At 59.4% G+C, this 25385-nt stretch carries 25 protein-coding genes; 21 read left to right on the forward strand and 4 right to left on the reverse strand.

What is annotated here, in order from left to right:
• Window positions 1-23 precede the first annotated feature (23 nt).
• The 6 genes from odhB to CPter91_RS10655 all read left to right on the forward strand — a co-directional run bounded on the left by odhB (window position 24) and on the right by CPter91_RS10655 (window position 5526).
• Window positions 24-1289, forward strand: coding sequence for a 2-oxoglutarate dehydrogenase complex dihydrolipoyllysine-residue succinyltransferase (gene odhB / locus CPter91_RS10635; RefSeq protein WP_061940005.1), 1266 nt, complete (start codon window positions 24-26; stop codon window positions 1287-1289).
• Between the two features lie 194 nt (window positions 1290-1483).
• Window positions 1484-2911, forward strand: coding sequence for a dihydrolipoyl dehydrogenase (lpdA, locus tag CPter91_RS10640; protein ID WP_061940007.1), 1428 nt, complete (start codon window positions 1484-1486; stop codon window positions 2909-2911).
• 9 nt (window positions 2912-2920) lie between these two features.
• Window positions 2921-3214, forward strand: a complete 294-nt coding sequence (locus CPter91_RS10645) for a hypothetical protein (RefSeq protein ID WP_061940017.1) — start codon at window positions 2921-2923, stop codon at window positions 3212-3214.
• Window positions 3211-3363, forward strand: coding sequence for a hypothetical protein (locus CPter91_RS26900; protein ID WP_167595156.1), 153 nt, complete (start codon window positions 3211-3213; stop codon window positions 3361-3363). Before CPter91_RS10645 ends, CPter91_RS26900 begins: the two co-directional genes overlap by 4 nt.
• 189 nt (window positions 3364-3552) lie before the next feature.
• Window positions 3553-4650 carry a cell division protein ZapE gene (gene zapE / locus CPter91_RS10650; protein WP_061940019.1) on the forward strand — a complete coding sequence of 366 codons (1098 nt, stop codon included), beginning with the start codon at window positions 3553-3555 and terminating at the stop codon, window positions 4648-4650.
• Window positions 4651-4701: 51 nt separating this feature from the next.
• Window positions 4702-5526: a hypothetical protein gene (locus tag CPter91_RS10655; RefSeq protein WP_061940021.1), complete on the forward strand. Its 825-nt coding sequence runs from the start codon at window positions 4702-4704 to the stop codon at window positions 5524-5526.
• Between the two features lie 60 nt (window positions 5527-5586).
• Here the strand turns inward: CPter91_RS10655 and CPter91_RS10660 are convergent, their stop codons facing one another.
• Window positions 5587-6393: a PP2C family protein-serine/threonine phosphatase gene (locus CPter91_RS10660; RefSeq protein ID WP_061940022.1), complete on the reverse strand. Its 807-nt coding sequence runs from the start codon at window positions 6391-6393 to the stop codon at window positions 5587-5589.
• 168 nt (window positions 6394-6561) lie between these two features.
• Between CPter91_RS10660 and CPter91_RS10665 the strand changes: the two genes are divergently transcribed.
• From CPter91_RS10665 to CPter91_RS10675, 3 genes are all read left to right on the forward strand, one after another.
• Window positions 6562-6762 (forward strand): YdcH family protein, encoded by a 201-nt coding sequence (locus tag CPter91_RS10665; RefSeq protein ID WP_041743193.1) that lies wholly within the window; start codon window positions 6562-6564, stop codon window positions 6760-6762.
• Between the two features lie 124 nt (window positions 6763-6886).
• Window positions 6887-8899, forward strand: coding sequence for a DNA repair helicase YoaA (locus tag CPter91_RS10670; RefSeq protein WP_236906043.1), 2013 nt, complete (start codon window positions 6887-6889; stop codon window positions 8897-8899).
• 226 nt (window positions 8900-9125) lie between these two features.
• Window positions 9126-10580, forward strand: coding sequence for a Ppx/GppA phosphatase family protein (locus CPter91_RS10675; protein ID WP_061940024.1), 1455 nt, complete (start codon window positions 9126-9128; stop codon window positions 10578-10580).
• An 88-nt stretch (window positions 10581-10668) separates the two neighbouring features.
• On the opposite strand, the gene CPter91_RS10680 is transcribed toward CPter91_RS10675, so the two are convergent.
• Complete coding sequence (locus tag CPter91_RS10680; protein WP_231879922.1) at window positions 10669-11778, reverse strand: ABC transporter substrate-binding protein; 1110 nt, start codon at window positions 11776-11778, stop codon at window positions 10669-10671.
• Window positions 11779-11973: 195 nt separating this feature from the next.
• Between CPter91_RS10680 and CPter91_RS26905 the strand changes: the two genes are divergently transcribed.
• The 4 genes from CPter91_RS26905 (at window position 11974) to CPter91_RS10700 (ending at window position 15421) form a co-directional block, all read left to right on the forward strand.
• Complete coding sequence (locus tag CPter91_RS26905; protein ID WP_061940030.1) at window positions 11974-12495, forward strand: hypothetical protein; 522 nt, start codon at window positions 11974-11976, stop codon at window positions 12493-12495.
• A 246-nt stretch (window positions 12496-12741) separates the two neighbouring features.
• Window positions 12742-13509, forward strand: a complete 768-nt coding sequence (locus CPter91_RS10690; RefSeq protein WP_061940032.1) for a GNAT family N-acetyltransferase — start codon at window positions 12742-12744, stop codon at window positions 13507-13509.
• Entirely contained in the window at window positions 13506-14381 is an 876-nt protein-coding gene (locus CPter91_RS10695; RefSeq protein ID WP_061940033.1) for a UDP-2,3-diacylglucosamine diphosphatase, read from the forward strand. Before CPter91_RS10690 ends, CPter91_RS10695 begins: the two co-directional genes overlap by 4 nt.
• On the forward strand, window positions 14363-15421 hold the full coding sequence (locus tag CPter91_RS10700) for a glycosyltransferase family 4 protein (RefSeq protein WP_061940035.1): 1059 nt from the start codon (window positions 14363-14365) through the stop codon (window positions 15419-15421). Before CPter91_RS10695 ends, CPter91_RS10700 begins: the two co-directional genes overlap by 19 nt.
• Window positions 15422-15479: 58 nt before the next feature.
• Here the strand turns inward: CPter91_RS10700 and CPter91_RS10705 are convergent, their stop codons facing one another.
• Window positions 15480-16295: an outer membrane protein assembly factor BamD gene (locus CPter91_RS10705; protein ID WP_061940037.1), complete on the reverse strand. Its 816-nt coding sequence runs from the start codon at window positions 16293-16295 to the stop codon at window positions 15480-15482.
• A 91-nt stretch (window positions 16296-16386) separates the two neighbouring features.
• Here CPter91_RS10705 and CPter91_RS10710 point away from each other — a divergent pair, with 91 nt between their 5' ends.
• Together CPter91_RS10710 and pgeF are read left to right on the forward strand one after the other, a co-directional pair.
• Window positions 16387-17430 carry an RluA family pseudouridine synthase gene (locus CPter91_RS10710; RefSeq protein WP_061940039.1) on the forward strand — a complete coding sequence of 348 codons (1044 nt, stop codon included), beginning with the start codon at window positions 16387-16389 and terminating at the stop codon, window positions 17428-17430.
• A gap of 76 nt (window positions 17431-17506) precedes the next feature.
• Window positions 17507-18295 (forward strand): peptidoglycan editing factor PgeF, encoded by a 789-nt coding sequence (gene pgeF, locus CPter91_RS10715; protein ID WP_061940041.1) that lies wholly within the window; start codon window positions 17507-17509, stop codon window positions 18293-18295.
• A 1-nt stretch (window position 18296) separates the two neighbouring features.
• Here the strand turns inward: pgeF and CPter91_RS10720 are convergent, their stop codons facing one another.
• Entirely contained in the window at window positions 18297-18560 is a 264-nt protein-coding gene (locus tag CPter91_RS10720) for a hypothetical protein (protein ID WP_061940043.1), read from the reverse strand.
• Between the two features lie 68 nt (window positions 18561-18628).
• On the opposite strand from CPter91_RS10720, the gene phaC reads away from it, so the two are divergent.
• The 6 genes from phaC (at window position 18629) to CPter91_RS10750 (ending at window position 25334) form a co-directional block, all read left to right on the forward strand.
• A complete protein-coding gene (phaC, locus tag CPter91_RS10725; RefSeq protein ID WP_061940045.1) occupies window positions 18629-20428 on the forward strand; it encodes a class I poly(R)-hydroxyalkanoic acid synthase in 1800 nt (599 codons plus the stop codon).
• Window positions 20429-20533: 105 nt separating this feature from the next.
• Window positions 20534-21274 (forward strand): 3-ketoacyl-ACP reductase, encoded by a 741-nt coding sequence (locus CPter91_RS10730; protein ID WP_061940047.1) that lies wholly within the window; start codon window positions 20534-20536, stop codon window positions 21272-21274.
• 191 nt (window positions 21275-21465) lie between these two features.
• Complete coding sequence (gene phaR, locus CPter91_RS10735) at window positions 21466-22032, forward strand: polyhydroxyalkanoate synthesis repressor PhaR (RefSeq protein WP_061940049.1); 567 nt, start codon at window positions 21466-21468, stop codon at window positions 22030-22032.
• A 214-nt stretch (window positions 22033-22246) separates the two neighbouring features.
• Entirely contained in the window at window positions 22247-23629 is a 1383-nt protein-coding gene (gene rimO / locus CPter91_RS10740; protein ID WP_061940051.1) for a 30S ribosomal protein S12 methylthiotransferase RimO, read from the forward strand.
• Window positions 23626-24072 carry a hypothetical protein gene (locus tag CPter91_RS10745; RefSeq protein ID WP_082792763.1) on the forward strand — a complete coding sequence of 149 codons (447 nt, stop codon included), beginning with the start codon at window positions 23626-23628 and terminating at the stop codon, window positions 24070-24072. Before rimO ends, CPter91_RS10745 begins: the two co-directional genes overlap by 4 nt.
• 98 nt (window positions 24073-24170) lie before the next feature.
• On the forward strand, window positions 24171-25334 hold the full coding sequence (locus tag CPter91_RS10750) for a cystathionine beta-lyase (protein WP_061940053.1): 1164 nt from the start codon (window positions 24171-24173) through the stop codon (window positions 25332-25334).
• The last annotated feature ends 51 nt before the right edge of the window (window positions 25335-25385 follow it).

Below are 25385 nucleotides of genomic sequence, written 5' to 3' on the forward strand. Positions count from 1 at the left end.
AATATGGAATATCGGAGAATTAAATGGCACTTCTTGAAGTAAAAGTTCCGCAATTGTCGGAATCCGTCGCCGAAGCGACTTTGTTGACATGGCATAAAAAAATCGGCGATGCTGTCAAGCGCGACGATAACCTGATCGATATCGAAACAGATAAAGTAGTCCTGGAACTGCCGGCGCCAGCCGACGGCGTGATCGTCCAGCTGATCAAGGGCGACGGCAGCACCGTGGTCGCTGATGAAATCATCGCCGTGATCGACACCGACGCTTCGGCCAAGGTCAGCCCGATGGAAGTCTCCGCCGTACCAGTGCCGCAAGCCGGCCACGCGCCAACTCCGGTGGCAGCGCCTGAGCTGCAATCGAATTCGGCAGCGGGCATCGCCATGCCGGCCGCAGCGAAAATGCTGGCGGAAAACAATATGTCGGCAACCCAGGTTGCAGGCAGCGGCAAAGACGGCCGCGTGACCAAGGGCGACGTTATCGGCGCGGTAGCCAACAAGGCAGCAACGCCAGCGCCAGCGCCGCTGGCCGCAGCACCAGCCAAGGCCCTGCTGCAGCAAGTCGCAGCGCCGACCAAGGCCCAGCTGGACGACCGTCCGGAAGAGCGCGTGCCAATGAGCCGCCTGCGCGCCCGTATCGCCGAGCGCCTGGTGCAATCGCAATCGACCAACGCCATCCTGACGACTTTCAATGAAGTCAACATGCAGCCGGTGATGGACCTGCGCACCAAGTACAAGGACAAGTTTGAAAAAGAGCACGGCGTCAAGCTCGGCTTCATGTCGTTCTTCGTCAAGGCTGCAGTCGCCGCACTGAAGAAATACCCAATCGTCAATGCCTCGGTGGATGGCAACGACATCGTGTACCACGGCTATTTCGACATCGGTATCGCGGTAGGCTCGCCACGTGGCCTGGTAGTGCCAGTGCTGCGTGACGCCGACCAGATGTCGATTGCCGACATCGAAAAGAAAATCGGCGAATTCGGCGCCAAGGCCAAGGACGGCAAGCTGACCCTGGACGACCTGACCGGCGGTACTTTCTCGATCTCCAACGGCGGCACTTTCGGTTCGATGCTGTCGACGCCGATCATCAACCCGCCGCAATCGGCAATCCTGGGCGTGCATGCGACCAAGGACCGTGCAGTGGTCGAAAACGGCCAGATCGTGGTGCGTCCGATGAACTACCTGGCCATGTCTTATGACCATCGCATCATCGATGGCCGTGAAGCAGTGCTGGCGCTGGTGGCGATGAAAGAAGCGCTGGAAGATCCGGCCCGCTTGCTGCTGGACCTGTAAGCTTTAAATCAGCCAAGGCTATAGCTGGCGCGCCCTGATTCTGTTTTTTGCCCTTGCCCTTTAAGCGGTGCAAAAAACAGAGCAGGGCGCGTCGCTTAGGTGGCTAAGTAAATGATGTGCGCCTGCCCCCGGTTACGGGCGATGGCTTGCGAAGCGCAAGCGAGATGGCAAGGCAATAACTCCAAGGATGGAAAATGAGCAAACAATTTGATGTCGTAGTGATCGGTGGCGGTCCTGGCGGTTACATTGCAGCAATCCGTGCTGCGCAACTGGGTTTCAGCACAGCCTGTATCGATGAATGGAAAAACGCCAAGAACGGCCCGGCGCCAGGCGGCACCTGCACCAACGTCGGTTGTATTCCTTCCAAGGCACTGCTGCAGTCGTCGGAGCATTTCGAGCATGCCGGCCACGCGTTCGCCGAGCACGGCATCAATGTCAAGGGCCTGGAGCTGAACCTGGGCCAGATGCTGGCGCGCAAGGATGGCGTTGTCAAACAGAACAACGAAGGCATCTTGTACCTGTTCAAGAAAAACAAGGTTACCTTTTTCCACGGCCGCGGTTCCTTCGTCAAGGGCGATGCCGGCGGCTATGAAATCAAGGTCGCTGGAGCGACCGAAGAAACCATCAGCGCCAAGCACATCGTGCTGGCGACCGGTTCCAACGCCCGTGAACTGCCAGGCGCACCGTTCGATGAAAAACTGATCCTGTCGAACACCGGCGCGCTGGCAATTGACGCGGTTCCGGCTAAACTGGGTGTTATCGGCGCCGGCGTGATCGGCCTCGAAATGAGTAGCGTGTGGCGCCGCCTGGGTGCGGAAGTCAGCGTGCTGGAAGCGCTGCCGACTTTCCTCGGCGCGATCGATGAGCAGATCGCCAAGGAAGCCAGTAAACTCTTCACAAAACAAGGTTTGAAGGTCAGCCTGGGCGTCAAGATCGGCGCCATCACGACCGGCAAGAACGATGTCACCGTGGAATATGTCGATGCCACCGGCGCCGCGCAAAAAGCCGTGTACGACAAGCTGATCATTTCGATCGGCCGCACGCCGAACACCATCGGCCTGAACGGCGAAGCGGTCGGCCTCAAGCTGGACGAGCGTGGCTTCATTGCGGTCGACGACGATTGCAAGACCAACCTGCCGAACGTCTGGGCGGTAGGCGATGTGGTGCGCGGCCCGATGCTGGCGCACAAGGCTGAGGAAGAGGGCGTTGCGGTTGCCGAGCGTATTGCTGGCCAGCATGGTCACGTCAACTTCAACACCATTCCGTGGGTGATCTACACCTCGCCGGAAATCGCATGGGTTGGCAAGACAGAACAACAACTGAAGGCAGATGGAGTAGCATACAAGGCTGGCACCTTCCCGTTCCTGGCAAATGGCCGGGCGCGTGCCTTGGGCGATACTTCGGGCATGGTCAAGTTCCTGGCGGATGCCAAGACTGACGAAATCCTGGGTGTCCATATTGTCGGTCCGATGGCTTCCGAGCTGATTTCGGAGGCGGTCGTGGCGATGGAGTTCCGTGCTTCGGCGGAAGACATTGCCCGCATTTGCCATGCGCATCCATCCTTGTCGGAAGCGACCAAGGAAGCTGCGCTGGCGGTCGACAAGCGATCCTTGAATTTTTAAGAAAGAAGCATGATGCGTGTTCTGCAGCTGTTGCTGTCACCGTTGTTGACCCTGGCGCTAGGCCTTGCCTTATCCGGTTGCGCCACTGTAGCCTCGGACAACGGTCACGTGCTGATCGAAGCCATTTCCGACAGCCAGCAGCTGACAGGGGCGCGCTGCGTGGTGAAAACCGACAGCAGCCGCTGGAGCGTGGTGACGCCGGCCGATGTGCTGATCGTCGCTGCCGACGGCGACTTGCATGTCAGTTGCGACAAGCCAGGCTACCGCACCTCGGAAGTGGTGTTCCGTGCCCCCCTGGCTTGAATTCTCCCAGTGTGGGCATCGGCGCTTCGGGCGGCAGCGGCGGCATCGGCGCCTCCGGTCTCGGCCTCGGCGCCAACCTGCCGCTCAGTTTTGGCGGCAAGGAAAAAGCCTACCCCAGCCGCGTGCTGGTGGAAATGGGGCGATCATAGTTGCTTGGCCGGCAGCTTGAGTTGATGTGGGTGAGCGAAAGCTCGCCCATTTTTATTTTGAGCCGCCGTTTTGATTTTCGTAACATCACGAATATTGATTTGTTGTTAATTTGTTGCGGCAATATTGACAACTGCGGGCCGGGTGACGCTTCCTTCATCGGTCCTGTGAATTTTTGAACTGAATATGCCATGAATGTATTAGAGTTTTACGAGCAGGCACTGACGCAGCGCGGTTTCCAGGCTGACGATGCGCAACGGCGCGCGGTCGACCGGCTGCAGCAAGCCTACGACGAATGGGTGGCGTACAAGGCGCAGCGCTCCAGCTCGTTCAAGCGCCTGATCCACCGGCCGGACGTGCCGCGCGGCGTCTACATGTGGGGTGGCGTCGGCCGTGGCAAATCGTTCTTGATGGACAGCTTCTATTCAGTGGTGCCGGTGGTGCGCAAGACCCGTTTGCACTTCCACGAATTCATGCGCGCCGTGCATCGCCAGCTGGACGAACTGAAGGGCGTCGCCGACCCGCTCGACGAAGTCGCCAAGCGGGTCGCCAAGAAATACCGCCTGATCTGTTTTGACGAGTTCCATGTGTCCGATATCGCCGACGCCATGATTCTCTACAATCTGCTGAAAGCGCTGTTCGACAATGGCGTGTCCTTTGTCATGACCTCCAACTACGAGCCCAGCACCCTGTATCCGGACGGCTTGCACCGCGACCGCATGCTGCCGACCATCAAGCTGCTGCAGGATAATCTGGACGTCATGAATATCGATGCCGGCATCGATTACCGCAAGCGCGCGCTGGAGCAGGTCGAAACCTATCACTCTCCGCTCAACGCCGAGACCGACCGCGCCTTGCGCCATGCGTTTGCCGGCGTCGCTGAAACCGCCGACGAAGATCCGCTGGTCGACATCGAAGCGCGTAAAATAAAGGCCTTGCGCAAGGCTGGCGGGGTCATCTGGTTCGATTTCAACACCTTGTGCGGCGGTCCGCGCTCGCAAAACGATTATCTCGAAATTGCCAGCCGCTTCCATACGGTGATATTGTCCGGTATCCCGCAGATGTCGGCGGCCATGTCGTCCGAAGCGCGCCGCTTTACCTGGCTGATCGATGTGTTCTATGATCACAAGATCAAGCTGATCATGTCGGCGGCGGTACCGCCGGAAGAGCTCTACACGCAGGGCATGCTGGCTAACGAGTTTCACCGCACCGTGTCGCGTATCATGGAGATGCAGTCGCGCGAGTACATGGATAGCGAACGGCGTTCGGAAGCCGATTCGATCGTCTGACGGCGACGCTGCGGTAGTGTCTAAACAATGTATAGAAATGGATAGGTTCTAGTGGAATTTGCCTCTTTGAATTTGGCGCCGCGGCGTCTGCTGCCGGCATTGGCCGCCGCTCTGCTGGCCTTGAGCGCCGGTGCGCGTGCGGCCGACGCCGTTCCGCTCAAATCGGTCGCCGAGCCGGCCGCCGAGCTGACCGCGCGCTACCCGCTGGAATCGCTGACCACGGTAGATATTGCCAACAAGGCGCTGACCGACGTCGCCGACGCCAAGGCCGAGGTGGCGGCGCGCGACCTGGAACAGCGCCGGGTCTGCTACGCCAAGTTTTTCGTCAACCATTGCCTGGATGCCGCCAAGGAGCAGCGGCGCCTGGCGTTGAAGGCGATCCGTCCGGTCGACATCACTGCCAATGCCTTCTTGCGCAAGGACCGCGCCGACGAGCGCGACAAGTCGCTGGCGGCGAACGAAGCCCAGCGTCCGGCCGAGGAAACGCAAAAGGCCCAGGACCAGAAGGAAAAAGAGCTGAGCAACGCCGACAAGGTCAAGCAGGGCGCTGCCAAGGAAAAAGAAGTGGCCGCCAATACCCGCAAGCACCTGGGCGAGGGCGACAAGCGCGTCGCGGACCACAATGCGCGGGTGCTGAAGGCGCAGCAGGACGATGCCGTCAAGAAGTCGCAAGAAGCAGCGAACGTCGCCGCTTTCCAGAAAAAGGCGCAGGATTCGGCGGCGCGCCAGCGTGAAGTGGCCGCCAACAAGGCGGCCAAGGCCAAGGACCTGGCGGCCAAGAAGGCCGCTGAAACCGGCGCCCCGGCAGCGCCTGTTGTGACGCCGCCGGCGACACCTGTGCCGCCAGTTGCCACGCCTCCCGCCACCAAGCCATAAAAAACAAAGCCGTCAGCTGCATCCTGCGGCTGACGGCCATGGCGGCTATATATCCCGGGTTTACACTGCCCGGCGCATCTTCTTGACGGTGTAGCTGGTTGCTTCCTTCGGCAGCGCCACCAGCTTGACGATGGCGAATGTGCAGTTGTCGGCAGCGTGGCCTTCGGCGCGCTTGCGGGTCTTGGTGATCAGCATCTCCGCCGCATCGCGCGGCTTGTTCATGGCGATCGCCGCCCCCAGTTCATCTTCGGTGAAGTAATGCCACAGCCCGTCCGAACAGAGCAGGAAGGCGTCGCCGGCCTTGAGGCCGCTGTGGCGGCTGATGCTCACCTTCGGCGTATCGGTGCTGGAGCCCAGCGCATTGAGCAAGATGTTGGACAGGTTGTGCGATTTCGCTTCGCTGCGCGACAGCTTACCTTCGGCCACCAGCTTTTCGACATAAGAATGGTCGATGGTGTGTTCGGCAAAATTGGGGCCGTCGAAGCGGTACAGGCGCGAATCGCCGACATGGCCCCAGGTGGCGACGCCATCCGGCGACAGCACCAGGATCACCATCGTCGTGTGCGGATCCTTGTCGTTGGAGAAGCCGCTCAGCTTGATCACCGTGTGGGTTTCCAGCGCGATGTTGTGCAACATCGCTTCCACGTTGTCGATCAGGGGCGAAAAGCCCTCGAATATCTGTTTGGCGGTGCAAATCACCTGTTCGGCGGCCAGCGCGCCGCCGCTGCGGCCGCCCATGCCGTCTGCCAGCACGGCCATCATGTAGCCCGGTGCTTTCGGGGCGGTAAACAATGCTGCACGGTCCTGCTGTTCCTGGCGGTCACCGATGTGCTGGCCGGTGCCGGCTTCGATCTTGTATTGGCTCATTCGTCTGGGTAGATTAAACTGCATCCTGTTCTAGGTAATTCTGGATCCGGCGTCAAATCGCCACTCATTCACGGTAATACGATATGAAGTCGATGGGAAAGATTATACGCAGGAATGATTTTCAAGGTGTTTCCACATGTTAACATTTTCCAACGCAAGAATCTGACCATGATCGATCGAGAAGAAATCCTTCGCCGCATTATAGAACTCGAAGTCGAACATCGCGATCTCGATGCCGCCATTCATACCATGACCAACCAGGTCCTGCATGAGGAATTGCAGCTGCGGCGCCTGAAAAAGCGCAAATTGCAACTGAAGGACCAGATCACGCTGTTAAGAATGCAATTAATTCCTGATATCCCTGCCTGATAGCTCACCCCAAGGCTGGTACGATGCAGATAAACGCACTATTCCAGCCACCGCTTTATTTAAGTAAGTTACCTTGACCCAAGATACATCCCCCTTAGCCGCCGAAATCGCCGTTGCTTCTGCTGTGAACGTTCCTCCTCCCGGCGTCCACGACGCCGACGTCGACCGCCTGTTCGCCAGTTCCGGCCCGCTCGGCCAGGTGGTCGGCGGCTTCCGGCCGCGCCAGGCGCAGACTGAAATGGCGAAAGCCATTGCCGAAGCCATCGCCCAGCAGCGCACCCTGATTGCCGAGGCCGGCACCGGCACCGGCAAGACCTTCGCTTATCTGGTGCCGGCGCTGCTGTGGGGCGGCAAGGTGATCGTTTCCACCGGGACCAAGAACCTGCAAGACCAGCTGTTCCTGCGCGATATCCCCACCGTGCGCAAGGCGCTCAGCGCGCCGGTCTCGATTGCGCTGCTCAAGGGCCGCGCCAACTACGTCTGCCATTTCCACCTCGAGCGCACGCTGCAGAACGGCCGCATGACCTCACGCGAAGATGTCGGCTACCTGCGCGAAATCTCGCGCTTCATGAAAACCACCTCGTCCGGCGACAAGGCCGAGCTGTCCATGGTGCCGGAAACGGCGCCGATCTGGAACCTTGTGACGTCGACCCGCGATACCTGCATGGGCGCCGAGTGTCAGTACTACCAGGACTGCTTCGTCATGAAGGCGCGCAAGGAAGCGCAGCAGGCCGACGTCGTGGTGGTCAATCACCACCTGTTCTTCGCCGACGTCGCGCTGAAGGATACCGGCGTGGCGGAACTGCTGCCATCGGCCAATACCGTCATTTTCGACGAAGCGCACCAGCTGCCGGAAGTGGCCACTTTATTTTTTGGCAATACCGTCTCGACCTCGCAGATCCTGGAGCTGTGCCGCGATGTGCTGGCGGAAGGCTTGTCGCATGCGCGCGACGGCGCCGACTGGGGCCAGGTCGTGCTGCCGGTGGAAAAAGCCGCGCGCGATCTGCGCTTGGCTTTCCCGCAAGACGTGGTGCGGCTGTCGGTCAATCAGATTGCGCCGTCGAGCATTTTCTTCCCGGCGCTGGAAACCATGCGCAGCCAGCTGCACGGCATGATCGCGGTGCTGGAAAAGCAGGCCGAACGGGCCGAAACCATCGAGCAGTGCCGCACCCGTGCGGTTGAGCTGGGCTACAAACTGGACGGCTGGAACAGCGCGCCGATCGCCGGCGGCGGCAAAAAGGCCGGCAAAGCGGTCGTTGCCGACGAAGGCGAGGGCAGCGTGTTGTGGGTGGAAGCCTTCTCATCCTCGCTGCAGCTGCACCAGACGCCCTTGTCGATCGCGCCGATTTTCAACAAGCAGCGCGAAGGCGTGGCGCGTTCCTGGATCTTTACCTCGGCGACGCTGGCGGTGAAGAACGATTTCCAGCACTACGCGGCGCAGATGGGCTTGGGCGACGAGCCGGCGCAATCCTGGCCCAGCCCCTTTGATTACGGCCAGCAAGGCCTGCTATACGTGCCGCAGAACCTGCCGCAGCCGAATTCGCCGGATTATACCGATGCCGTGATCGACGCGGCGCTGCCGGTGATCGAAGCCTCCGGCGGCCGGGCATTCCTGCTGTGCACCACCATCCGCGCCGTCAACCGCGCGGCGGAACGGTTGCGCGCGGAATTCGAAGCACGCCACCTGGATTTCCCGCTGATGGTGCAGGGCGAAGCCGGTCGTACCGAACTACTGGACCGTTTCCGCGCCGCCGGCAATGCCGTCCTGATCGGCAGCCAGAGCTTCTGGGAGGGCGTCGACGTGCGCGGTGAAGCGCTGTCGCTGGTGATCATCGACAAGCTGCCGTTCTCGCCGCCGGACGACCCGGTGCTGGCGGCGCGCATCGAAGCGCTGGAATCGAAGGGCATGAACGGCTTCATGCACCATCAGCTGCCGGCCGCGATCATCAATCTGAAACAGGGCGCCGGGCGCCTGATCCGCGATGAAAGCGACCGCGGCGTCTTGATGATCTGCGATCCGCGGCTGATCTCCAAAGGCTACGGCCGCCGTATCTGGCAAAGCCTGCCGCCGTTCAAGCGCACCCGCGAACTGGATGCGGTGCAAGCTTTCTGGCGCGGCGACGCTGTCGCCGAATAACTGGCATGATTGCCGTTGCGGCGATTGCAGGGTGAGCAGATTTTTTGCCCGCGCGTTATCCGTGGCGCGATCGGCGAGTATCGGCTAAGCTGACCTGAGCCAGCCCTCTCGGCTTTGTCATCAGCATGTAATAATCTGTCTCTATTGTCGCAGCTTGCATTTCGCAGGCCTGCGTATGATGGCGGTGCAGGTTTTTGTCGAACGTTCGTTTGGATAAAGGTAAACAATGTTTGCAGCAGTGGATTTGGGGTCCAACAGTTTCCGTTTGCATATCGGCAAATACAATGGCGATGCGATCCGCGTCATCAAGAGTGCGCGCGACCCGATCCGCCTGGCTGCCGGTCTCGACAGCAAGGGTTACCTGACAGAACAGGCGATGCAGGTGGCGCTCGATTCGCTGGCGCGCTTCCGCAGCATCCTGGCCGATTACCAGCTGGAAGCGGTGCGCGTGGTCGCCACTAATACTCTGCGGGTGGCCAAGAACGCCGCCGAATTCCTGCCGATCGCCGAACAGGTGATCGGCTATCCGATTGAAATCATTTCGGGCGAGGAAGAAGGCCGCCTGATCTATATGGGCGTGGCCAGCATGCTGCGCCTGCCCAACGAGAAGCGGTTGGTGCTGGACATCGGCGGCGGCTCCACCGAGCTGATCCTGGGCCGCGGCCAGCAGATCGAGCGGGTCGAATCGTTCGGCATCGGCACCGTCAACCAGAGCCTGGCGTTCTTCGCCGACGGTCAGATCACCGCCGCTGCCTACGATGCCGCGGTGCTGTCGGCGCGCAGTCATTTTGAAGATGCCGCGCCACCATACCGGCCGCAAAACTGGAGCCATGCCTACGGTTCGTCCGGCACTATCCGCGCGATTGCCGAGACCATCGACAAGAACGGCCTGGGCGACCATCGCCTGTCTTACACCAGCCTGGAAGCCTTGCGCGCGCGCTTCGTCGAGTTCGGCCACGTCAGCCGCATCGATCTGCTCGGCATGAAGCCGGAGCGCGCCGCCGTCATGGTCGGCGGCCTGGCGGTGCTGATCGGCCTGATGCAGGAACTGGGCATCGAAGTGATCCAGCCGATCGAAGCCGGCTTGCGCATGGGCGTGATGTGGGACTTGCAGTTGCGCGGCACGCGGCTGGACCGGCGCGACCAGGCTGTGCATGATTTCTCGCAGCGTTTCCACGTCGACCAGCTGCGTGCCAGCCGGGTCGCGGAAACGGCCACCTCGCTGTTTGAAATGCTCAAGCCGAGCAACGACGGCCTCAGCCAGTACCTGCACTGGAGCGCTTTGCTGCATGAGGTCGGGCTGGTAGTGTCGCAAAGCGGTTACCACAAGCACGCTGCTTACCTGATTGAAAATGCCGACCTGTCCGGCTTCACCACCCGTGAGCAGCGCGCCATGAGCATGCTGATCCTGGGCCAGAAAGGCAATCTGCGCAAGATCAGCGATGCCTTGCTCGATCCGGATTTCTCCAAAGCGGTGCTGGCGCTGCGCCTGGCCGTGATGTTCCTGCATTCGCGCATAGAGATCGATCTTGACGAGCTGCGCCTGAAAATGAAGAGCAAGATTGAGCTCGACATCAAGCGCGACTGGATCGAGGATCATCCTACCGCGACCTACTGGATGACCAAGGAACAGGATTGGTGGCGTGAGATCGGCGTCGATTTCGCTATCCGCCGGACTTGACCTTCGCGGATTAGCTGCACACGATCGTTCGTAACAGCGACAACGCCGGCAATTGCCGGCGTTGTTATTTCCGTCGGTTGCGCAAGGGTCAGTAAGTCAATCCGCTGGCCTTGTTGAACAGCGCAATGTCTACGTAGTTAGAGAGGTGGTTGCTGCCGGCGGATTCTCCCATCATGTAGCCGCCGATATCAAAGCCGCCGCCGGGAATCACATATTCCGGCTGGCCAGCCACACGCTTGCCCGGCTGCAGCAGGCGGATCCATGTCTTGGCCGCGGCAAAGCCTTCCAGCGTCATGGCCGACACTGGTTCATCGCGGTATTTGCGCATCATGTTGAGATGTTCAAGCTGGATAGACGAACTGCCGATGCCGGGATTCGGCACCACTTGCGAAAATACGGTCCATTCGACCGCCTTGCCGCCGGCCAGCTGGCGCAGGGTCGTCAGGTTGGTGAGCGAGGAGCCGGCGACAAAAGTCTGCGGCGCCAGCTTGCGGAATTCCTTCAGGAATACGCCGGCGCTGACGGTGTCGGCCACCATGATGACGAAACCAGGCTTGGCAGCCGCCAGGGCCGCGGTTTCCTTGCTGATCTGCTTTGCATCCTTGCTCAGGTGGACGGTGCCGCTGAGCTTGATGCCGCTTTCTTTCATCTGGTCCAGCAGGCGCTGATAGGCATCGGCGGTGGCGGCCGACTCCTGGTATACCACACCAATGTCCTTGATGCCGAGCTTGTCGAAATGGGAAAAGATGTGACGGATTTCCTGCTGATAGCTAGGGCGCCAGAACAGGATCCTGGCATCCTTCTGGTAATCGGCGCCGGCCAGCGGTGCATACAGGGTCAGGCCGCTGCGCTTGAAATCGGCCGAATTCAGTACCGCGCGGGTAACGTCGTCGCCGATGCCGCCGAACAGATAAGCAACATGCGCCTGGTCGACCAGCTCTGCTACTGCCTTGACAGCCAGGTCGGCCTGACCGCGGTCGTCGCGCACCAGGTACTGGATGTGGCGGCCGTTGATGCCGCCCTTGGTGTTGAGAACGTCGAAATAGGTCTTGATGCCCGCCACATAGTCTCGTCCCAGATCGGCGTTCGGTCCGGAAAGGTCAATGGCCTGGCCGACCACGATGGTGTCGGCGGCATGCGTCAGCAAGGGCAGGGACAAAGAGAAAGCAGCCAGGCACTTGCACAAAATGCGTTTCAAGTTTAAGTTCATCAAAAAAGTGAAATAAGGTGGCGGAGGAGTCGCAGTGTCCTTGTTTAATATGACGGCTTGATGAAATTGCCGCGCAGGCGGCCATATTGGCGGGCCTGAAAACCAAGCTCTTGATAAAGCTGTTCTTGCCGAAAGTCGAAGAATTGTATATATTATTTATACGATTTATTAATGGAGAATTGAATGGTTGCCAGTAAAATTGTTAAACGCGCTGTTAAAAAGCCGGTAGTTGTAGCCAAGGCGGCAGTCAAACCGGCCGCACGCCCTGCAGTCAAGGCTGCCCCGAAAGCGGCGCCTGCCGTCAAGGCTGCGGCAAAACCTGCAGTAAAATCCGCAGTAAAACCCGCAGCAAAGACGGCGCCGAAGCCAGTCGCCAAGCCGGAACTGAAAGCAGCACCGAAGCTGCCGGTCGCCGCCAAACCGCTGGCCGCCAAGCCTGCGCCAAGCTTGAAGTCTTTGCCGGACGTCAAGGCCAAGGTCAAGAAGGCCAAGCTGGTGCGCGACAGCTTCACCATGCCTGCCGATGAATACCAGGTGCTGGGCGACGTCAAGAAGACCTTCCTGAAAGCGGGCCTGGAAGTGAAAAAGAGCGAATTGCTGCGTGTCGGCGTTGCCTTGATCCGTGACCTGGGCCTGGCAAACCTGAAGCTGGCCGTGGCCAGCCTGCCGCCAGTCAAAGCCGGCCGGCCAAAAAAAGAGAAGTAAGCATGCAGCGGCCTGGCAGGCGGTGACAGCCGTGGCTTATGCCATGGCTCAAGCAGGCTGCAGTACGCCGGAAACACGAAAAGCATGAAATATCCTTTAGGTCATTTCCATGTTTTTCGTGTTTTTTTGCTTTAAAAATTGTCGTTCAGTCACTGTTGCTATGTCATAAAACCGAAATAAACTTGTCATTTTCTTGAAGTAATCGGAAGTTAGGCTTGTCATCGTCACAATCTGAAAGGACGATGAATGCAACTCCTAACTAATGCTGGCGCGGCAAGCTCAAGTGATGCCAAGTTGACGGTTAGCCTGGCCAGCACGCAGGAAGAAGTGCGCGAAGTGCAGCGCTTGCGCTACAAGGTTTTTATTGAGGCGATGGGGCTGTCCGCGCTGGCCAATGCCGACGGCCTCGACAGCGACGAGTTCGACGGCTATTGCGATCACCTGATCGTACGTGACACCAAGACGCTGCGGGTGGTCGGCACCTACCGTGTCATGAGCCCGCATGCAGCACGGCGCATGGGCCGCTATTACTCCGAACAGGAATTCGACTTGGGCCGGCTCGACAATCTTCGCAGCAGCATCGCTGAAGCCGGACGTGCCTGCATCGATCCCGACTACCGCAGCGGCAGCGTCATCATGCTGCTGTGGGCAGGCCTGGCGGCATTCATGCGGCGCGAACGCTGCGACTACCTGATGGGTTGCGCCAGCGTCAGCCTGGCCGATGGCGGCCACAATGCAGCAGCCCTTTACCACGCGCTCGATCAAAACAGTTTCTCGCCCGCCGAATACCGGGTGACGCCACATGTGCCGTTCCCGGTCTATGAGCGCGAATCCGGCCACGTGGCGCAAATGCCGCCGCTGCTGAAAGGCTATCTGCGCAGCGGCGCCTGGGTCTGCGGCGATCCGGCCTGGGATCCTGATTTTCATTCTGCCGATTTTTTCCTGCTGCTGCCCTTGTCGAAACTGGACGGCCGCTACGCACGTCACTACTTGAAAGAAGCGAGGACGACATGAAACCAGGCGAACAGTTTCTGGAAGCTGCTTTGTTCGGCGCCAATGCCGGCGCCGGCTCTACATCGTCGAAGCGGGATCCGATCCGCTTCCGTGCGATCTGGATTTCCGATGTCCACTTGGGCACCACCGGCTGCCAGGCTGCTCGCCTGCTGGAATTCTTGCGCGCCACCGAATCGGAGACCCTGTATCTGGTCGGCGACATCGTCGACGGCTGGCAGTTGAAGCGGCGCTGGTACTGGGACCAGGTCCACAACAATGTGGTGCAGACGGTCTTGAAAAAGGCCAAGAAGGGCACCGAAGTCATCTTTGTGCCGGGCAATCATGACGAGGCGGTGCGGCAGTTCATCGACCTCGATTTCGGCGGCATCCGCATCCGCGATGAACTGGTGCACACCACCGCCGACGGCAAGCGCATGCTGGTGCTGCACGGCGACCGCTTCGACGGTGTGATCGCTTGCGCCAAATGGCTGGCCTATGTCGGCGACGGCTTGTACACCGTGATCCTGAAGTTCAACCAGTGGTTCAACGGCTGGCGCGCGCGCGCCGGTCTGCCGTACTGGTCGCTGTCGCAATATCTCAAGCTGAAAGTGAAAAACGCCGTCAACTACATCTCCTCGTTTGAAGATGCACTGGCCGCCGAGGCGAAAAAGAAGGGGCTGGACGGCGTCATCTGCGGCCACATTCACAAGCCGGAAATCCGCAATATCGACGGCATCACTTATTGCAACGACGGCGACTGGGTAGAAAGCCTGTCGGCGCTGGTGGAAGAAGCCAGCGGCGAACTGCGGCTGGTCACCTGGCAGGAAATCATGCAGCAAAAGAACGGCGTAGCCAGCAACCAGATCAGAGAACTATGCGAATTGCCATCGTAACCGACGCCGCTCAGACCCAGATCAACGGCGTGGTCAACACGTTGCGCGCCACCACCGCCGGCCTGCGTAGCAATGGTCATGAAGTATTGCTGCTCAGCCCGGACGATTGCCAGACATTCGCCTGTCCCACTTATCCGGAAATCCGCCTGGCCTACAAACCCTATGCCAGGGTTGCCGCCAGCCTCAAGGCGTTTGCGCCGGATTGCATCCATATCTCGACTGAAGGCCCGATGGGCCTGGCGGCGCGCCGTTTCTGCCTGCGCCAGGGTATAGGCTTCACCACCGCCTACCACACCCGTTTCCCGGAGTACCTGAGCGCGCGCTCAATGCTGCCCAAGGCCGTGACTTATCGCTGGCTGCGTTGGTTCCACGGCCCGTCCAAGGCTGTCATGGTGCCGACGCAGCATGTGATGAAGGAGCTGGAGCAGCGCGGTTTCCGTCATCTGGTGCTATGGGGCAGGGGGGTGGATACGGAGCGCTTCAAGCCGGTCGACGAGGATCACGCGTGCATCGTCCGGCCGCTGTATCTGTATGTTGGCCGGATCGCCGTGGAAAAGAATATCGAGTCTTTCCTGCGGGTCGATTTGCCAGGCACCAAATGGGTGATCGGCGATGGTCCCTTGCGTGAAGAGCTGCAGCAGCGCTATCCGGAGGTGCAGTTCCTGGGCGCCAAGGCCCACCATGAGCTGACGTCTTACTATAACTGTGCCGACGTCATGGTTTTCCCCAGCCATACCGACACCTTCGGCCTGGTCATGGTGGAAGCCATGGCTTGCGGCGTGCCGGTGGCCGCTTATCCGGTGCCGGGGCCGGTCGATGTGGTGGCGCACGGCCGTTCCGGCATACTGGACCATGACCTGACCTCGGCCTGCCTGATGGCGCTCAGCCTCGACCGCCGCGAAGTACGGCGGCATGCGCTGGAATATTCGTGGGAGGCTGCAACCTTGCAGTTCCAGCATCATCTGCACCTGATCCAGGGCGCCAAGGTGCGTCTCAAGAAAATCTTGACCAGCCAGTCGCGGCCGGTTTCCGGCGTGTGACTATGAAAAAAGCCCCGTATCGCGAGGCTTTTTTAAACAGGCATGCTATTCCGGGTAATTACCAGAATTTCCACCAGTGTTCTTTGGCCACGACCTTTTTGCTGTCGGTCCCGGTACCGCCAACATAAATGCTGTTAGGGTAGGTCTTCTTCAGCACGCGCTCGGAGTCGTCGCGCAATTGCGTCAGGCCCAGGGCGTCATACGATTGCACCATGATGTGCAGCGCTTCTTCCACTGCTGGGGCGTCGCGGTATTCCGAAATCGCGCTTTGTGCACGGTTGGCGGAAGCGACATAGGCGCCGCGACGGTAGTAGTAGCTGGCGACGTGGACGTCATACTGCGCCAGTGCATTCACCAAGTACTTCATGCGGTCCATCGAATCCGGCGCATAAGTGCTGTTCGGGAAACGCACCACAACTTGCTTGAAGGCGTCGAAAGCGTCGCGCGCGGCTTTCGGGTCGCGTTCGGTGGCGTCTTCGCTCGACAGGAAGTCGAAAATGCTGACCTTGTCGTTGAAGTTCACCAGGCCGCGCAGGTAGTACATGTAGTCGACGTTAGGGTGGTTCGGATGCAGCTTGATGAAGCGGTCGATGGCCGCCAGCGCTTCAGGCTGTTCGCCCTGACGATAGTGTGCGTAGGCAATATCCATCTGCGCCTGTTGCGCATAGGTACCGAACGGATAACGCGATTCCAGCTTTTCAAAGTACTTAATTGCCTTATCGTAGCCACCGCTGTTCATTTCGTCCTTGGCCTCCGAGTATAATCGGGGTGCGGACCAGTTTGCGGTTTCATCGACTTTGTCTGGCAGCAAGCCACACGCAGATAAGGATAGAACGAATGCCGCTGCAGCTAGTTTTAAGAGTCTTTTTTGCATAGTTTTTTGCAAGATTGCGTATGTTTACCTGTAGTTACTGTGTAATTACTGTGTTTGGGTAATAACTTTAACGATTGATCGATTATAGCCGATGGGACTTCCTCTGATGTCATTTACCAAGCCAAATTTGGCTGAAAGTCTGCCAGAAGCTGATTTAGATGTCGATATCGAGTATGTCGACGAGGGCGACGCCGCTACGGCCAGCGCGCCCATAGTATTGCAATTGACGCCTGATGTGTGCGGAACGCGTCTGGATAAGGTGGTTTCGAGCCTGGTACCTCAGTTTTCGCGCAGCCGCATCCAGCAATGGATAGAAGCCGGCCACGTAACGGTGGACGGCAAGGTTGCCACCACTACCAAGATGACCACGTACGGCGACGAAACCGTGGTAGTGCTGCCGCAGCCCGCGCCTGACGAGCAAGCTTTCACGCCGGAAGACATGGCGCTGAACGTGGTCTATGAAGACGCCGCGATCATCGTCATCGACAAACCGGCCGGCCTGGTAGTCCATCCGGCCGCCGGTAACTGGTCGGGTACCTTGCTCAACGGCCTGCTGTTCCGCTGGCCGGCGCTGGCCGGGGTGCCGCGCGCCGGTATCGTGCATCGCTTGGACAAGGACACCAGCGGTTTGATGGTGGTGGCCAAGACGCTGGAAGCCCAGACCGACCTGGTGCGCCAGCTGCAGGCGCGTACCGTCAAGCGCCAGTACCTGGCGCTGGTGTGGGGCACGCCGCAGCTCAACGGCACGGTCGACAGTCCGATGGCGCGCCATCCGCGCGACCGCATCAAGATGGCAGTGTCGGAAAGCCTGATCGCCAAGCCGGCCATCACGCATTATCAGCGCCTGGGCACTGGCTTGCTGGATCGCCGTCCGGTCAGCTTGATGGGTTGTCGCCTGGAAACCGGTCGTACGCATCAGATCCGTGTGCACATGCAGTCGCTCGGTTTTTCGCTGGTCGGCGATGCCTTGTATGGCAAGCAACATCTGATGCCGGCTTTCCCGCGCCAGGCCTTGCAGGCTTCGCGACTGGGGCTGATCCATCCGACCACCGGCAAGCCTTGCGAATGGTATGCGCCCTTGCCGCAGGATTTCGCCGAGTTGTTGACCCGTGCCGGCATGAGCGTGCCGGAATAGTAGATTTAAGGAAAAACAGTCGCTGCTTGCGGCTGTTTTTTTATGAATAAAATGAAAAGCAGGGAATGCCAAGTACATGCAATTGATTATTCCAAACTGGGCGGGCGTGCCGGCAAACGTTGGCGCTTTCGCCACGCTGCGCCATGGCGGCGTCAGCCAAGGACCATATGATGACGGCAACGGCGGCGGCGGCCTTAACCTTGGCGCCCATGTCGACGATGCGGCGTCGGCGGTGGCGCAGAACCGCGCGCTGCTGGATGTCTTGTTGCCAGCCTCGCCGCTCTGGCTGACGCAGGTGCATGGTCGCGAGGTGGTGGATGCCGGTGCAGTCGATGGCGCTGCTGCCGTTGAGGCGGATGCCGCGATCGCCACGCGTCCGGGCGTGGTGTGCGCCATCCAGACGGCGGATTGCCTGCCGGTTCTGTTTGCCGATGTGGACGGCCGCGCAGTCGGCGCTGCGCACGCCGGCTGGCGCGGTCTGCAGGGCGGTGTGCTACAGAACACTGCGGCGCGCATGCGGGCTGCCGGCGCCGGCCAGATCGTGGCCTGGCTGGGCGCGGCTATCGGCCCTGAAAGCTTCGAAGTGGGCGCCGACGTGCTGCAGGCGTTTGCCGATGCGGTGCCGACAGGTGCCGCCGATTCCGCGGCTCGCCTGGCGCAGACCCGGGCATGTTTTGTCGCGATCCCGCAGCGGCCAGGAAAATATCTGGCGGATATTTATCAGCTTGCGCGAATTGCCTTGCGCGAGGCAGGCGTGACACAGGTTTACGGTGGCGGTTCGTGCACCGTGAATGACAGGAATTGTTATTCTTATCGCAGGGACCGGGTCACCGGGCGCATGGCGTCGCTGATCTGGCTGAAATGAGTTATTGTTTGGCTTGATCTGCCGGCGGCGACGGCTGATCGGCCATGGCGGCGGCTGACGCGGCTTTTTCCTGAGCCGCCAGCCTGGCAGAATTTTCAGCACGCTGTCGATTTCTCTTGCGCTTCGGCGTGCCCATCAGGTATAAAACAATTGTCAAAGGAAAAACACCGTACAGCAAAAATGTCATTACACCGGCGACTGCGTTAGCTTCTGTTATTGCCATCATGAAGACGACGTAGATCCATGCGATGGCGACGATATACATTGTGTTTCCTGCTTTAGAGTCAATCCGATAAAAGATACACGAAAATACGCCAAATCAACGGTTACCGCATGAATACGCCCCAATTTTCCGTCTTCGACCCCGCCGCCTTGCTGCAACTCTCGCAGCAATTCAATCAAGCCTTCAATCCCCAGTTCCTGCAGCAGCTCAGTCAGATCGGCGATCCCAATATGTTCCTGGGCGCGCTGAGCAATTCCACCCATGGCCAAAGCGCGGCAATGGCTGCGGGACTGGGTGAACTGGGCATTGGACTGGACCCGGCAGCGCTGGAAAAGCTGCAGGTCGAGTACACGCAAAAACTGTCGGCCTTGTGGCAAGACATGCTGGCGGCACGCGCCCCGGACTTCGCTGACCGTCGCTTCAGCGCGGCCGCCTGGCATGGCAATTCGCTGTACGCCTTCAATGCCGCGGCCTACTTGCTGAATGCGCATTTCCTCAACGCCATGGTCGATGCGCTGGAGGCGCCGCCCAAGATCAAGCGCAAAATCGGCTTTACCGTGCAGCAGATGATAGACGCCATGGCGCCGTCGAATTTCCTGGCGACCAATCCGGTAGCGCAGCAGAAAATCGTCGAGACCAACGGCGAAAGCCTGACCAAGGGTATCGCCCAGCTGATCGCCGACATGCACAAGGGCCGTGTTTCGCAGACCGATGAAACGGCGTTTGAAGTGGGCAAGGACGTGGCCACCACCGAAGGTGCGGTAGTCTTTGAAAACGAACTGTTCCAGCTGATCCAGTACACGCCGCTGACCGCCAAGGTGTTCCAGCGGCCGCTGCTGATCGTGCCGCCTTGCATCAACAAATTCTATATCCTCGACCTGCAGCCGCAGAATTCGCTGGTGCGCTATGCCGTTGAGCAGGGCCACAGCGTGTTCCTGGTGTCATGGCGCAACGCCGACGAGTCGCTGGCGCATACGACCTGGGACCAGTACATCGACGACGGGGCCATCAAGGCGCTGCAACTGGTGCAGGAAATTTCCGGCCAGGACAAGGTCAACGCGCTCGGCTTTTGCGTCGGCGGCACCATCCTCTCGACGGCGCTGGCGAAGCTGGCGGCGGCCAAGGTCAATCCGGTTTCCAGTCTGACCTTGCTGACCGCTTTCCTGGATTTTAGCGATACCGGCATTCTCGATGTCTATATCGACGACATGCAGATCCGCATGCGTGAACAGGCCATCGGCCAGGGCGGCCTGATGCCGGGACGCGAGTTCGGCTCGGCGTTTTCCAGCCTGCGGCCGAACGACTTGCTGTGGAACTACGTCGAATCGAATTACCTCAAAGGCGAGCAGCCAAGCTCCTTCGATCTGTTGTACTGGAACGCTGACAGCACCAATTTGCCGGGACCGATGTTTTGTTATTATCTGCGCAATATGTATCTGGATAATTCCTTGAAGGACGCCGGCAAGCTGAGCGTGAGCGGTGCCAAGATCGACCTCGGCAAGATCGACGCGCCGGCCTTCATCTACGCCTCGCGTGAAGACCACATCGTGCCTTGGACCTCCGCCTATGCTTCGCTGGGCTTGCTGAATCCTAAGAAGCCGAAGCTGAACCGTTTCGTGCTGGGCGCCTCCGGCCATATCGCCGGCGTGATCAATCCGCCGGCCAAGAACAAGCGCAGCTACTGGACCAATGACGGCGGGACCAATGACGGCGACGGCGGCAAGGCCACCGATGCCGACGCCTGGCTGGCCGGCGCCGCCGAGCATCCGGGCAGCTGGTGGACCGAGTGGGCGGCATTTTTATCGCTACATGCAGGAAAACAAGTGGCGGCGCCGCGCAAATTGGGAAATACTGAGCACGGCGTCATCGAACCGGCGCCGGGCAGTTACGTCAAAGTCAGAGCAGAATAAATTCAGGGTAGAAAAACAAGACACAGAAATGTGCGGATGTGCAGAAGGCAGCAGTAAATGAAGAGCAGATCGATTATTGAATTGTTTTTTTGAAGGAGACAAGAGATGGCAAAGCGAATCGTTTATGTAACCGGGGGAATGGGCGGCATCGGTACCCCAATTTGTACTCGTCTTTGCACAGATGGTTTTACCGTGGTCGCTGGCTGCGGTCCGAATTCAACCCGCAAGGACAAATGGCTGGCCGATATGCGCGCCAAGGGTTTCGATATCCACGCCTCGGAAGGCAACGTTTCCAACTGGGATTCCTGCAAGACGGCGTTCGAGAAGGTCAAGGCCGAGATCGGCGAAATCGACATCCTGATCAACAACGCCGGCATTACCCGTGACGGCCAGTTCCGCAAGATGTCCAAGGCTGACTGGGATGCGGTGATCGACACCAACCTGAATTCGCTGTTCAACGTCACCAAGCAGGTGATCGATGGCATGGCGGACCGCGGCTGGGGCCGGATTGTGAATATTTCATCGGTCAACGGTCAGAAAGGCCAGTTCGGCCAGACCAACTATTCGACCGCCAAGGCTGGCATCCATGGCTTCACCATGGCGCTGGCGCAGGAAGTGGCGACCAAGGGCGTGACCGTCAATACGGTTTCGCCAGGCTATGTCGGCACCGACATGGTGCGTTCGATCCGGCCGGATGTGCTGGAAAAGATCGTCGCCGGGATCCCGGTCAAGCGTCTGGGCGAACCGGAAGAAATCGCTTCCATCATCTCCTGGATTGTTTCGGATGAAGGCGGCTATGCCACCGGCTCCGACTTCTCGCTGAACGGCGGCTTGCATATGGGCTGATCCAGCCTCGGGAGAATCCGTGTGAGCGCAGCTCGGCGCACACGGATTTTTCTTATCCGTATTGCAATGCAATAAAATCTCCCTATAAAAGCTGGTTGCACATGTTTTGCGCAATATAATGAGGTGTCACTGCAAATTGATTGCGGTTCAGCACCTATAAGCGCGTTATGGCGCAGTAACCTGGGACAGAAATGACTACTACAAAAAAGACGTCTGAACGCTTGATCAAGAAATATCCGAATCGGCGTTTGTACGATACGCAGACCAGCTCCTACATCACCTTGACCGACGTCAAGCAGCTGGTGCTGGACAACGAAGAATTCGTGGTGCTGGACGCGAAGACCGACGACGACCTGACGCGCAGCATCCTGCTGCAGATCATCCTCGAAGAGGAATCCAACGGCACGCCGATGTTTTCCAGCGCGGCGCTGTCGCAAATCATCCGCTACTACGGCCACGCCATGCAGGGGATGATGGGCAATTACCTGGAAAAGAATATCCAGGCTTTCATCGACATCCAGAACAAGCTGGCGGAAAATTCCAAGGGCCTGTATGAAGGCAAGCCTTTCAGCCCGGAGATGTGGACCCAGTTCATGAACGTCCAGGGGCCGATGATGCAGGGCATGATGAGCAACTACATCGAGCAAAGCAAGGGCCTGTTCATCCAGATGCAGGAGCAGATGCAGAACCAGACCAAGAACATGTTCGGCACCTTCCCATTTGCTCCGCCGCCGCCTGCGGAAAAGACCAAAAAATAATCGAACTAATGGGCTCTTAAAACCGTAGCCTCAACTGCGCTGACTGGGTCAAGCTGTGGTCGACGAATTGTTGTACTGCTGCAGCTGTACGAACGTACAGCGAGCATCGCAGACCGGAGCTTGAGCCGCGCAGTAGGTTTTTAGAGTTCATGACAGGTAACCATGGTGGTGGAAGGGGTACAATAGCGTCTTTGCTTAGCCCCCATCTTCCGTCATGTCCAATGTTATTTCCGCGGCGCCAGCTGCACTAGTCCCAGCCCCTAAAGTCGGTTTCGTCTCCCTTGGTTGCCCTAAGGCACTGGTCGACTCCGAGCAGATCCTGACCCAGCTGCGTGCGGAAGGTTATGAAACTGCCAAGTCTTATGAAGGCGCTGACCTCGTCATCGTCAACACCTGCGGCTTTATCGACGCCGCCGTGCAAGAGTCGCTGGACGCCATCGGCGAAGCGCTGAGCGAAAACGGCAAGGTCATCGTCACCGGCTGCCTGGGCGCCAAGAAAGACGCCGACGGCGACGACATCATCCAGAAAATCCACCCGAAAGTGCTGGAAGTGACCGGCCCGCATGCCGTCGGCGAAGTCATGTTCGCGGTCCACAAGCATCTGCCGAAGCCGCATGCGCCTTTCCTCGACCTGCTGCCGCCGCAAGGCATCAAGCTCACGCCCAAGCATTTCGCCTACCTGAAGATCTCGGAAGGCTGTAACCATCGTTGCAGTTTCTGCATCATCCCCTCGATGCGTGGCGACCTGGTGTCGCGCCCGATCGCCGACATCATGATGGAAGCAGAGAACCTGTTCAAGGCCGGCGTCAAGGAACTGCTGGTGATTTCGCAAGACACCAGCGCCTATGGCGTCGACGTCAAGTTCCGCATGGGTTTCTGGAACGGCAAGCCGGTAAAGACCCACATGACGCAGCTGGTGACGGCATTGGGCGAGATCGCTGCCCAGTATGGCGCCTGGGTCCGCCTGCACTACGTTTATCCGTATCCGCACGTCGACCAGATCATCCCGCTGATGGCGGAAGGCAAGATCCTGCCATACCTGGACGTGCCGCTGCAGCACGCCCATCCGGACGTCTTGAAGCGCATGAAGCGCCCAGCCAGCGGCGAAAAGAATATCGAACGCATCCAGGCTTGGCGCGCCATGTGTCCGGACCTGACCATCCGCTCCACCTTTATCGCCGGCTTCCCGGGCGAGACCGAAGCCGAATTCGAATACCTGCTGGACTTCCTCAAGGAAGCTGAAATCGATCGCCTCGGCTGCTTTGCCTACTCGCCGGTGGAAGGCGCGACTGCCAACGCCCTGGATAATCCGGTGCCGGAAGAATTGCGCGAAGAGCGCCGCGGCCGCGTCATGCAGTTGCAGGAAGAAATTTCCAAGAAGCGCCTGCAAGCCAAGGTCGGCAAGACCATGCGTGTGCTGATCGACTCGGTCGACCGCAGCGGCGGCGTCGGCCGTTCCAGCGCCGATGCGCCGGAAATCGACGGCGTGGTGTACGTCAAGCCGCCGTACGAACCGCACAAAAAACTGGTAGTCGGCGAGTTTGTCGATGTCACCATCACCGCTTCAGACGCGCACGATTTGTGGGCCGCTGCATGATGGCAGGGAAGTTCGTTGTAGCACTGGCGTTGTCCCTGGACCTGGCTTCGGGCGCGGCGCTGGCGCAGAGCGATGCCGGCGCGCCGGCGGTTGCGGCAGCGGCGGCAGCGAACCTGTTCGCCAAGCCGCTGACCTTGCGCGGCACACTGGGCGATGCCAAGATCGAAATGCATCTGCAATTGAAGCCGGATCCTACCGAAGGCATCCAGGGCACCTATGTGGTGGCCGGGCAGAACGGCAAGATCCTGCTGGCCGGCGAATCCGAAAATACCGATGTCATCATGGAAGAGTCAATCAACGGCAAGGATGTCTCCGGCGAGTGGGCTGGCACCCTGGTCGGCGACACTTTCCGCGGCACCTGGTCGACCACCGACGATGCGGTCACCAAGCCGTTCGTGCTGGTGGTGCAGCAGCCGGCGCAGACTGCGCGCACCGGCAAATAATCCAGGCAGTTGATTTTACAGAATTTCGTTTTACAGAATTTCGTTTTAAAGAAATTCGCTTTCAAGAAATTCCTCTTCAAGAAATTCTTCCAAGGCATATGGCAAAAAAGAATTTTCAAACCGCGCTGATCCACAGCGAATACCAGGCGCCGGCAGGCTTTGACGCCTTCCCGGTCGGCATCCACCATGCTTCCACGGTGCTGTTCAAGAACGTCGCCGCGATGCGCGCCCGCAACTGGCAGGAAAAGAACGGCTATACCTACGGCTTGCACGGGACGCCGACTTCCTTCACGCTGGAAGCGCGCCTGGCGGAAATCGAAGGCGGCCGCCATTGCCTGCTGGCTCCCAGCGGCCTGGCGGCGATCACCATGATCGACCTGGCCCTGCTGAAGAGCGGCGACGATGTGCTGCTGCCGGATAATGTGTACAACCCGAATCGTGACCTCGGCAACTGGCTGGCACGCGATTTCGGCATCAGCGCGCGCTATTACGATCCCTTGATCGGCGCCGGCATCGCCGCCCTGATCCAGCCGAACACCCGCCTGATCTGGACCGAGGCGCCGGGTTCGGTGTCGATGGAAATGCCGGATATTCCAGCCATCTGCCAGGCTGCCCACGCAAAAAACGTACTGGTAGCGATCGACAACACTTGGTCGGCCGGCTTGGCCTTGCGCGCTTTCGACCTCGGCGCCGATATTGTCATGCAAGCCCTCACCAAATACCAGTCGGGCGGCTCGGACGTACTGATGGGGGCGGTGATCACGCGCGACGATGCCCTGAACCAGCGCCTCCAGAGCGCCCACATGCGCCTGGGCCTGGGCGTCGGCATGGACGACGTCTACCTGGTGCTGCGCAGCCTGCCGACCATGCAGATGCGCTTCGCAGCGCATGACGCCGCGGCGCGCCAGATTGCCGCCTGGCTCAAGCAGCGCCCTGAGATCAGCCTGGTGCTGCATCCGGCCTTCCCGGATTGTCCCGGACATGAAATCTGGCAGCGCGATTGCAGCGGCGCCGCCGGCTTGTTCTCGGTGGTGTTCGACGAGCGCTACAGCGAAGAGCAGACCGACCGTTTCGTCGACAGCCTGCAGCTGTTCAAGATCGGCTACAGCTGGGGCGGCGCCAACAGTCTGTGCGTGCCTTACCGGATCCAGGGCATGCGCCAGAACTGGCAAGGCAAGGGCATCCTGGTGCGCTTCAATATCGGGCTGGAAGATGTGCAGGATCTGATTGCGGATATCGAACAAGCCTTGGCGGTCATGTAAGAACGGATAGCCGGCCTGGCGCCGGCATGATGGCGATGTAAAAAAAAGCCG

Origin of the sequence: Collimonas pratensis, assembly GCF_001584185.1 — a bacterium.
Lineage (GTDB): Bacteria > Pseudomonadota > Gammaproteobacteria > Burkholderiales > Burkholderiaceae_D > Collimonas > Collimonas pratensis.

Bases quoted from the DNA above. Each gene is read 5' to 3' on its own strand.
- CPter91_RS10720 (WP_061940043.1), bottom strand. From the start codon at position 18,560: ATGTATATCGTCGCCATCGCATGGATCTACGTCGTCTTCATGATGGCA.
- phaR (WP_061940049.1), top strand. From the start codon at position 21,466: ATGACTACTACAAAAAAGACGTCTGAACGCTTGATCAAGAAATATCCG.
- CPter91_RS10710 (WP_061940039.1), top strand. From the start codon at position 16,387: ATGGGACTTCCTCTGATGTCATTTACCAAGCCAAATTTGGCTGAAAGT.
- CPter91_RS10645 (WP_061940017.1), top strand. From the start codon at position 2,921: ATGATGCGTGTTCTGCAGCTGTTGCTGTCACCGTTGTTGACCCTGGCG.
- lpdA (WP_061940007.1), top strand. From the start codon at position 1,484: ATGAGCAAACAATTTGATGTCGTAGTGATCGGTGGCGGTCCTGGCGGT.
- odhB (WP_061940005.1), top strand. From the start codon at position 24: ATGGCACTTCTTGAAGTAAAAGTTCCGCAATTGTCGGAATCCGTCGCC.
- rimO (WP_061940051.1), top strand. From the start codon at position 22,247: ATGTCCAATGTTATTTCCGCGGCGCCAGCTGCACTAGTCCCAGCCCCT.
- CPter91_RS10665 (WP_041743193.1), top strand. From the start codon at position 6,562: ATGATCGATCGAGAAGAAATCCTTCGCCGCATTATAGAACTCGAAGTC.
- CPter91_RS26905 (WP_061940030.1), top strand. From the start codon at position 11,974: ATGGTTGCCAGTAAAATTGTTAAACGCGCTGTTAAAAAGCCGGTAGTT.
- CPter91_RS10675 (WP_061940024.1), top strand. From the start codon at position 9,126: ATGTTTGCAGCAGTGGATTTGGGGTCCAACAGTTTCCGTTTGCATATC.
- zapE (WP_061940019.1), top strand. From the start codon at position 3,553: ATGAATGTATTAGAGTTTTACGAGCAGGCACTGACGCAGCGCGGTTTC.
- CPter91_RS10695 (WP_061940033.1), top strand. From the start codon at position 13,506: ATGAAACCAGGCGAACAGTTTCTGGAAGCTGCTTTGTTCGGCGCCAAT.
- CPter91_RS10660 (WP_061940022.1), bottom strand. From the start codon at position 6,393: ATGAGCCAATACAAGATCGAAGCCGGCACCGGCCAGCACATCGGTGAC.
- phaC (WP_061940045.1), top strand. From the start codon at position 18,629: ATGAATACGCCCCAATTTTCCGTCTTCGACCCCGCCGCCTTGCTGCAA.
- pgeF (WP_061940041.1), top strand. From the start codon at position 17,507: ATGCAATTGATTATTCCAAACTGGGCGGGCGTGCCGGCAAACGTTGGC.
- CPter91_RS10705 (WP_061940037.1), bottom strand. From the start codon at position 16,295: ATGCAAAAAAGACTCTTAAAACTAGCTGCAGCGGCATTCGTTCTATCC.
- CPter91_RS10700 (WP_061940035.1), top strand. From the start codon at position 14,363: ATGCGAATTGCCATCGTAACCGACGCCGCTCAGACCCAGATCAACGGC.
- CPter91_RS10730 (WP_061940047.1), top strand. From the start codon at position 20,534: ATGGCAAAGCGAATCGTTTATGTAACCGGGGGAATGGGCGGCATCGGT.
- CPter91_RS10750 (WP_061940053.1), top strand. From the start codon at position 24,171: ATGGCAAAAAAGAATTTTCAAACCGCGCTGATCCACAGCGAATACCAG.
- CPter91_RS10690 (WP_061940032.1), top strand. From the start codon at position 12,742: ATGCAACTCCTAACTAATGCTGGCGCGGCAAGCTCAAGTGATGCCAAG.
- CPter91_RS10745 (WP_082792763.1), top strand. From the start codon at position 23,626: ATGATGGCAGGGAAGTTCGTTGTAGCACTGGCGTTGTCCCTGGACCTG.